This window comes from Nonomuraea basaltis (assembly GCF_005893125.1).
GTDB lineage: Bacteria > Actinomycetota > Actinomycetes > Streptosporangiales > Streptosporangiaceae > Nonomuraea > Nonomuraea basaltis.
The window spans coordinates 45889-54026 of sequence record NZ_VCJS01000076.1; the positions used below are offsets into that span (position 1 = coordinate 45889).

General features: G+C 66.8%; 8 protein-coding genes. 5 read left to right on the forward strand and 3 right to left on the reverse strand.

The window, feature by feature from the left end; genetic code table 11:
- Positions 1–155: 155 nt before the first annotated feature.
- A complete protein-coding gene (locus EJK15_RS31725) occupies positions 156–701 on the forward strand; it encodes a TetR-like C-terminal domain-containing protein (protein WP_206061204.1) in 546 nt (181 codons plus the stop codon).
- Between the two features lie 234 nt (positions 702–935).
- Here EJK15_RS31725 and EJK15_RS31730 read toward each other — a convergent pair whose 3' ends face one another.
- On the reverse strand, positions 936–2084 hold the full coding sequence (locus tag EJK15_RS31730) for an ROK family protein (protein ID WP_138714158.1): 1149 nt from the start codon (positions 2082–2084) through the stop codon (positions 936–938).
- 98 nt (positions 2085–2182) lie between these two features.
- On the opposite strand from EJK15_RS31730, the gene EJK15_RS31735 reads away from it, so the two are divergent.
- From EJK15_RS31735 to EJK15_RS31750, 4 genes are all read left to right on the forward strand, one after another.
- The gene (locus EJK15_RS31735) at positions 2183–3454 is read left to right on the forward strand and encodes an ABC transporter substrate-binding protein (RefSeq protein ID WP_138714159.1); all 1272 of its coding nucleotides are present in this window, start codon (positions 2183–2185) and stop codon (positions 3452–3454) included.
- Between the two features lie 89 nt (positions 3455–3543).
- Positions 3544–4476: a carbohydrate ABC transporter permease gene (locus EJK15_RS31740; protein ID WP_206061205.1), complete on the forward strand. Its 933-nt coding sequence runs from the start codon at positions 3544–3546 to the stop codon at positions 4474–4476.
- A complete protein-coding gene (locus tag EJK15_RS31745; protein WP_138714161.1) occupies positions 4469–5338 on the forward strand; it encodes a carbohydrate ABC transporter permease in 870 nt (289 codons plus the stop codon). Before EJK15_RS31740 ends, EJK15_RS31745 begins: the two co-directional genes overlap by 8 nt.
- A 36-nt stretch (positions 5339–5374) precedes the next feature.
- Positions 5375–6685 (forward strand): alpha-L-fucosidase, encoded by a 1311-nt coding sequence (locus EJK15_RS31750; protein ID WP_138714162.1) that lies wholly within the window; start codon positions 5375–5377, stop codon positions 6683–6685.
- Positions 6686–6921: 236 nt separating this feature from the next.
- On the opposite strand, the gene EJK15_RS31755 is transcribed toward EJK15_RS31750, so the two are convergent.
- Positions 6922–7647 (reverse strand): aldo/keto reductase, encoded by a 726-nt coding sequence (locus EJK15_RS31755; RefSeq protein ID WP_338089901.1) that lies wholly within the window; start codon positions 7645–7647, stop codon positions 6922–6924.
- Between the two features lie 30 nt (positions 7648–7677).
- The coding region (locus EJK15_RS31760; RefSeq protein WP_138714163.1) for an aldo/keto reductase at positions 7678–8138 on the reverse strand (461 nt) is incomplete at its 5' end.

Here is an 8138-nt window from a genome sequence, read left to right on the forward strand (position 1 = left end):
GCCCCTGACGGTCCAACCCTGTCGTCGTCCGGGGCGAGGCTAAGGAACGGGAGAGACATATATTTTCCAAACGCTGTTTCAAAACGATGTTTGGATACGCTACCAGCTCCGCTAGGCTGGTCGTCGTGGGAAGGCCGAGAACAAACGACGACACCGTGAAAGACCGCCTCATCGACTCCGCGACCGAGATGTTCGCCACCCGTCCACGGGAGTCGATCACTATCCGCGCCCTGGCCGCCGCCGCCGGGACCGCGACCGCCGCGGTCTACTCGCTGTTCGACGGCAAGGACGGGCTGATCGCCGAAGTACGCGACAGGGCGGTGGCCGGGCTGTCCCAGGACCTGTCGGCGGTACCGACCTCCGATGACCCCCTCGCCGACCTCTATGCGCTCGCGGTCGCTTACCGGCGATGGGGGCGCGAGCACCGTCACCTCTACACGGTGTTGTTCGGCGGCGTGCAGAGCTTCGACCCGTCCGGCGACATGGGTGCCGCAGATCCCGTCAGGCCGCTCATCGAGGCGATAGACCGCGCTCGGTCGGCCTCCGCGCTCTCGGGTGACGCGACCTCCATCGCGCTCTCCCTCTGGGTGACCCTGCACGGTCTGGTGACTCTCGAACTGGCCGGGGCCCTCGATACCGCCACGGCCGAGACCACGTTCCGCTCGACGATCCCCGCCGCGCTGCGCGGCTGGGCGGCCTGACTTCGCAGCGTCAGCCAACGCAGCGCTCTCAGGCTGTCCCCCGCCTGACGGGGCTACGCGGACGTCGCCCAGCGGGGACGGCTCATGGCGCTCGCCGATGAGGTTTTGGCCGCGATACGCGGCCAAAACCTTCGGCCCACGGAGACCCGCAACGGAACCGTTTCGTACGGTAAGCGCATTCCCGCCCGGAGACACATCGGCGCCCTCACGCGTCTACGGTTTGAGGGCGCGCGGTCAGGAGAACGTTTCCGGGTGGGCGAGGGCAAGGCTGGCCGCGCCGTGAGCGTGCTGGCTGTCGTGCCATGGCCGGACGATCACTTTGACGTGGTGGGCGGCGGCGACCGGGCTGGCCTGCATCGCTTCGAGGAATCCGGGCTCCAGCCCTGGCCACAGGTCGTGGTTCTCGCCGATGACGGCGATGGCGGGCGTGCCGAGCAGGTTGACGACGCCGGCGATCGCCCGGCCGAGGATTGTGCCGATCTCGGCGAGGAGTTCGATGATCGCCGGCTCACCGGATGCTGATCGGGTACGGACCGCCTCGATGCTCGTGTCCGCGTCGGCCAGGCCCTTGCGCCGGGCGGCGCGCAGGATTCCGCGGTCACTGGTGAAGGTTTCCAGGCAACCCCGGGCGCCGCACGGGCATCGCGGGCCGGTGGAGCTGACCGGTGTGTGGCCGAACTCGCCGGACAGGCCATTGGGGCTACGGTGTACGCGCCGGTGCAGGACCGCGCCGAGCCCTACGCCGTCGCCGATGCCGAGCACCAGGAAGTCGTCGTGCTCGCGTCCGGCCCCATACAGCAGCTCGGCGGTGGTGCTGGCTCTGATGACGTTGTCGACCAGCACCGGAATCGGCAGTTCGGCGCGTAGCCGCTGGCCGAGTGGAAGGTCGGTCCAGCCGAATCGAGGGCTGAATCGGATGTAACCGGTCGCAGGGTCGACGGGATCGGGTACGGCGACTCCGACGCCCTTCAGGCGCGGCCCGACGGATGGGTCCCCCAGATACCGGCGGATCGCGTCGAGCAGTTGAGGCACTGGATCCGAGTGGTGGTCGAACGAAGATTGATCGGATGTCATGATCCGGCCGTCGAGCCCGACGACGACAGAGACGAGATGGTCGGCCGCGACGCGTATGCCGATGGTGGCGGCGGCCTCGGGCACGACCTGCAGCGGGATGCGGGGTCGGCCGACGGTGCCGGTCTGCGGGGCGAGGGCCCGCAGATAGCCAGAGGACAGCAGTCGCCCGGTGTGCTCGTGCACCGTGGCTATGCCGAGCCGCAGGCGGGTCGCGATCTGCCGCCGGTCCAGGGCACCGGCGGTGCCGAGCAGCGCCAGGATCTCGACGGGGGTCAGATCGCCACGAAGAGTGCTTCGCCGCTGATTCATCGGTTGTTTCCTATCACAGTCTTATTGACATCGCAGTGGCGCGAAGCCTATGTTTCCTCCTAATTAACTCGGCCCCGAGCTTATTGAGTGGAGCTGCGATGGGCAAGGGCAGAATCAAGGGCGGCCCGCGATCGTCAACGATCGCCGTCGCCATGGTCATCACGACGGGGCTCGTCAGCGGGTGCGGAGGCGACGACCAGGGTTCAGGCGGCAGCAAGGCCACCAATGGCGCGGTCACTCTCACGTGGTCGATGTGGGCCTCCGGCACGGAAGACCGGGACGCCTGGCAGAAGGTGGCCGACGACGTCGCCGCAGAACACCCGAACATCAAGATCACGTTAGAAACGGCGCCGTTCAACGACTACTTCACCAAGCTCGGCACGCGCCTGGCCGGAGGCAGCGCGCCCTGCATCGTCTCGATGCAGAGCCTGCGGACAGGTGGATACACCAGCGGGATGCGCCCACTGGACGACCTCATTGCGAAGAACGCGCTCGACGTCGGCGACTTCGACACATCGATCATGGCCGGGCTCGCCTCCGGCGGCAAGCAGTACGCGCTGCCGTACGACCTCGGCTCGCTGGTCATCACTTACAACAAGGACCTGTTCAAGGCTGCGGACGTGCCGGCGCCGAAGGTCGGCTGGACCATGGCCGACTTCGAGTCGGCGGCCAAGGCGTTGACGCGCGACGGCAAGCACGGTTTCGTGGCCTATCCCACGGACCTGTACATGTTCCCGATGCTGCTCTCGCGGACCGGCGCCGAGCCGGTCGACGCGTCCGGCAAACTCGCCCTCACCGCCGATCCGATGGTGACCGCCTTCCAGTGGTACGCGGACCTGGCCGCCAAGGACGGCGTGGCACCGAAGGTTCCCGGCGTGGACAACAACTTCCCCGACACCCAGTTCCTCAACGGCAGCGTGGCGATGTCGGTCAACGGGCCATGGTCGGTGCTCTCGCTCAAACAGCAGGCCAAGTTCGGCGTGGGCCTGGCGACCATTCCCGCCGGACCCGGCGGGTCCAAGACCTACTCGGCCGGATCCGGCTTCGGCATCTCCCAGTCCTGCCCCTACCCGGATGAGGCGTTCACGGCGATCAGCGTGATGACCGGCGCCAAGGTGCTCGGGCAGCTCGGCGAGCTCGGACGCGCCTACCCGGCTCGCAAGTCCGTCCAGGACAAGTGGTACAAGAACGCTTTCGAAGGCGCCAAGGAGGTCATCGACGCCGCCAACGCGTCGGCGAAGCCGTTCCGGACGACCGGCAACTGGGATCAGGTGACCAAGACGCTCAATCAGTACGGCGTGCAGGCCTTCAATGGCCAGGCGACCGCGGCGGACGTTCTCCAGCAGGTCCAGCAGCAAGCCGCCCGATAGCCGGAGGACGGATGGACAGGGCGCCGGGCGGACACTCCCGGCGCCCTGGACTCCATGGACGCCCGGGACTCCATGGACAGGGAGCGACCGTGTACAACGACGCCATATCCAGGCCGTCGGCGCCGCCAAGCCTGGGCAGGCGCAGGGGCCGTCGCCGCGGTGACGGCCGGATCGCGGCCTTCTTCGCCGCGCCCAGCGTGATCGGCCTGGCGCTCTTCACTCTCTTCCCGATCGTGATGTCGCTGGTGATCGCGTTCTTCCAGTGGCCTGCGGTCGGCACCCGTACCTTCACCGGGCTCGGCAACTTCGCGACGCTGTTCGACGATCCCGTCTTCCGCCGGGCGCTGCTCAACACCTTGCTCTTCGTCGTGCTCTACCTGCCGCTCAACCTGATCGTCTCGGTCGGGCTGGCGGTCTGGATCTCGCCTCGCATCAAGGGCCGCAGAGCCTTGCGCGTCGTATTCTTTCTCCCCGTGGTCACGCCCATGGTGGCCAATGCGATCGTCTGGCGTCTGATCTACCAGCCAGGTGGACTCATCGACGGCTCGCTGCAGTCGATCACCGGTGCGCATGCGCCGAACTTCCTCGGCGAACAGGGCTGGGCCATGTTCGCCGTCGTCGCCATGAGCGTGTGGCAGGGGTTCGGCTACAACATGCTGGTCTTCTCCGCCGCGCTGGACGCCATCCCCCCGCACATTCTGGAGGCGGCGCAGATCGACGGCGCCGGCCCGTGGCGGCTGTTCTTCCGCGTCACGCTGCCGATGATCTCACCGTCGATGTTCTTCGCCACGACCATGACGCTCATCACGTCGTTCCAGGTCTTCACCCAGCCGTTCCTGCTGACCGGGGGCGGGCCCGGAATCGATACGGAGACGCTCATGATGTTCGTCTACGACCAGGGATTCTCCATCTATCAGTTCGGGCTGGCCTCCGCCGGAGCCTGGATCCTGTTCGTGCTGATCTTGGGCGTGACCGGGTTGCAGTTCGCCGGCCAGCGCAGATGGGTCACCTACGATGCCTGAGCACGCGCACGCCGTGCCGTCCTGGAACTCTCGGCGGGCGAGGAGGACCAGGCTGGTCATCTCCCATCTCGCGCTCTATCTGGTGGCCGCCGCCTTCGTGTCGCCGCTGGTGTACATGGTGTCCACTTCGCTCAAGCCCGCTGACGAGGTCTTCGCCTCGCCGCCGAGCCTGCTGGGATCCGTGCTGCGCTGGCAGAACTATCGGGAGGCGTTCGAGTTCCTGCCGTTCGGCCGCTTCGTGGTCAACGGCTTCGCCGTCGCCGTCTGCGGGACGATCGTGGTCCTGGTGGCGTCCAGCATGTCGGCGTACGCCTTCGCCAAGCTGCGCTGGCGCGGCCGCGACAGCCTCTTCCTCGTCTTCCTGGCCACCCTGATGATCCCCCAGGAGGTCCTTGTCGTACCGATGTTCATGCTGATGCGCTGGCTCGGCTGGGTGGACAGTTATCAGGCGCTGATCTTTCCCTGGGCGTTCACCGCATTCGGCACCTTCATGCTGCGCCAGTTCTTCCTGACCATCCCCCGCGAGATGGAGGAGAGCGCCCGCCTGGACGGGGCAGGCGCCGTGCGCGTCTTCACCCACATCATGCTGCCGCTGGTCAAACCGGCGCTCGCGGTCCTGGCCGTCTTCACGTTCATCAACTACTGGAACAGCTTCCTGTGGCCGCTGATCATCATCAACTCGGTGGACGAGAAGGCCACTGTCCCGTTGGGACTGCAACTGTTCTTCGGGCAGCAGGGCACTCAGTGGAATCTGGTCATGGCCGCGTCCGTGATCTCCATGGCGCCCACCACGGCGCTCCTCATCATCCTGCAGAAACACCTCGTGCGCGGGATCGCGACGAGCGGCCTCGGCGGCCGGTGAACCACCGCGTCCGCCCTTGGCCATGAAGGGAACACCATGCAGCACCCGTCCACCGCAGCCGACCACGCCTGGTTCTCCGAGTCCCGCTTCGGCATGTTCGTCCACTGGGGACTGTATTCTCTCGCCGCTCGCCACGAGTGGGTCAAAAGCCGCGAGCGCCTGACCGACGAGGAATACCAGCCCTACTTCGACCACTTCGACCCCGACCTGTACGACCCCGCGCAGTGGGCGCGACTGGCGAAGAGCGCCGGCATGCGTTATATCGTCATCACCACCAAACACCATGACGGATTCTGTCTATGGGACTCCTCGCACACGGACTACAAGGCGACTCGCACCCCCTATGGCAAGGATCTGATCGCGCCGCTGGTGGGAGCCGTCCGGGCCGAGGGCCTGCGGGTCGGTTTCTACCACTCATTGATCGACTGGCATCACCCTGAATTTCCCGTCGACTGCCACCATCCGCAGCGCGACGACGAAGCCTTCAAGGCGGCCACCGCCGGCCGAGACATGGCGAAGTACACCGACTACCTGCACGCTCAGGTACGCGAACTGCTCACCGAGTACGGCACGATCGACTACTTGTTCTTCGACTTCTCCTACCAGGGCAGGCCCGGGAGATGGGGCGGTAAGGGCGCGGCCGACTGGCGATCGCCCGAACTGCTCGCGATGGTCCGGCGACTCCAGCCGGGCATCATGGTCAACGACCGGCTCGACATCCCCGGGGACTTCCTCACCCCCGAGCAGTACCAGCCCTCCGCACCGCTGAGCGTCGACGGCCGCGAGGTGGCCTGGGAGGCATGCCAGACGATCAACGGCAGCTGGGGGTACGACCGCGACAACCTCGACGACAAGTCCCCGGCTCTGCTTGTCCGCATGCTGATCGACAGCGTCGCCAAGGGCGGCAACCTGCTGCTCAACGTGGGCCCGACCGGGCGCGGACTCATCGACCCCCGCGCGGAGCGGACTCTCGGCGCCATCGGCACCTGGATGCGATCACACTCCCGCTCCGTCTACGGATGCGGCCCCAGCGACTTCACGGCACCTGCCGACTGCCGTTACACCCAGCGAGGCGACCGCCTCTACCTGCACCTGTTCGCGTGGCCCTTCGCCCATCTCCACCTGCCCGGCCTGGCCGGCCGGGTGGAGTATGCGCAATTCCTGCACGACGCATCCGAGATACGTACGCGGATCATCGATCAGCACCAGACGGCCGACACCACGACCATGGCCGCTCCGGCGCCGGACAGCTTGACCCTCGAACTGCCCGTCCAGCGGCCCGACGTCGCCGTACCCGTCATCGAACTGTTCCTATCGCCTGGCAATTCAGGAAACCCGGCACCCTGATACGTCCGAATCACCCAGCCCCACGGCCGACACCTGCAGGCCTTGTCCCAGCGTCCTGATATGCATCACTACCTCCTGTGTATCGGTCAACAGCCGCCGCTTGCCCGCCTGATCAGTCCGTGAGGCGGACGTTGCCGAGCCGGCTGACCACGCCGGGATCGCGGTGGTCGAAGAACAGCGAGGCGCCCGTGTCCAGGCCGGCGATGCGGCTCATCTGGTCGTCGGTGAGCTCGAAGTCAAGAACGTCGAAGTTTCTCGGCCATCCGGTCGGCACGGACCGACTTGGGGATCACGACGACGTCGCGCTGGATGAGCCAGCGCAGCACTACCTGCGCGACCGACTTGCCGTGCTGTTCGGCGATGTCGCTCAGGACGGGATGGGTGAAGAGGCCATTGCGGCCCTCGGCGAACGGTCCCCACGACTCGATCTGGACGCCGCGCTCGCCCATGAGCTGCTGGTCATGCGTGCGCTGGAAGAACGGGTGGGTCTCGATCTGGTTGACCGCGGGTGTGATCTCGTTGTGGTCGATGAGGTCGATGAGCCGGTCGGGATAGAAGTTGGACACCCCGATGGCGCGGGCGCGGCCTTCGCGGTTGAGCTCCTGCATGGCGCGCCAGGATCCGTAGACGTCGCCGAAGGGCTGGTGGATCAGGTACAGGTCGAGGTAGTCCAAGCCGAGCTTGGTCAGGGAGGCGTCGCAGGCGCGCCGGGCGTTCTCCTCGCCGGCGTCGGAGATCCACAGTTTGGTGGTGACGAACAGCTCCTCGCGCGGGATGCCGCTGCTCTTGATCGCGCGACCGACGGCCTCCTCGTTCTGGTACGCGGCCGCGGTGTCGAGCAGCCGGTAGCCTGCCTGGAGGGCGTCGGTGACGGCCTGTTCGGTCTGCTCGGGCGGGATCTGGTAGACGCCGAAGCCGAGGATCGGCATCTCGACGCCGTTGTTCAGGGTGACCGTCCGCATGGACGTCCTTTCTCGTGGCGGATCGAACGGTCAGCGTTCGATCATCTGCATCTGCGCCTCGTTGTGGTGCCCGCCGGCGGCCGGGGGCAGGCTGTCGAGCTTGGCGATCTGCTCGGCGGTCAGGACGAGGTCGTCGGCGGCGGCGTTCTCCTCCAGGCGCGAGACCCGCTTGGTGCCCGGGATGGGGGCGATGTCGTCGCCCTTGCTCAGCAACCAGGCGATCGCGACCTGCGCGGGCGTGGCGCCGGCCTCATGGGCGATGGCTTGCACCTGGTCGGCGAGGGCGAGGTTGCGCTGGAAGTTCTCGCCGGTGAAGCGGGGGTTGCTCGCCCGGAAGTCGTCGGGGCCGAAGTCGCTTTCCGACCGGATCTTCCCGGTCAGGAAGCCGTGGCCGAGGGGGGAGTAGGCGACGAACCCGATGCCCAGCTCGCGCAGCAGCGGCAGCACCTGCGGTTCCTGGTCGCGGGTCCACAGCGAGTACTCCGACTGCA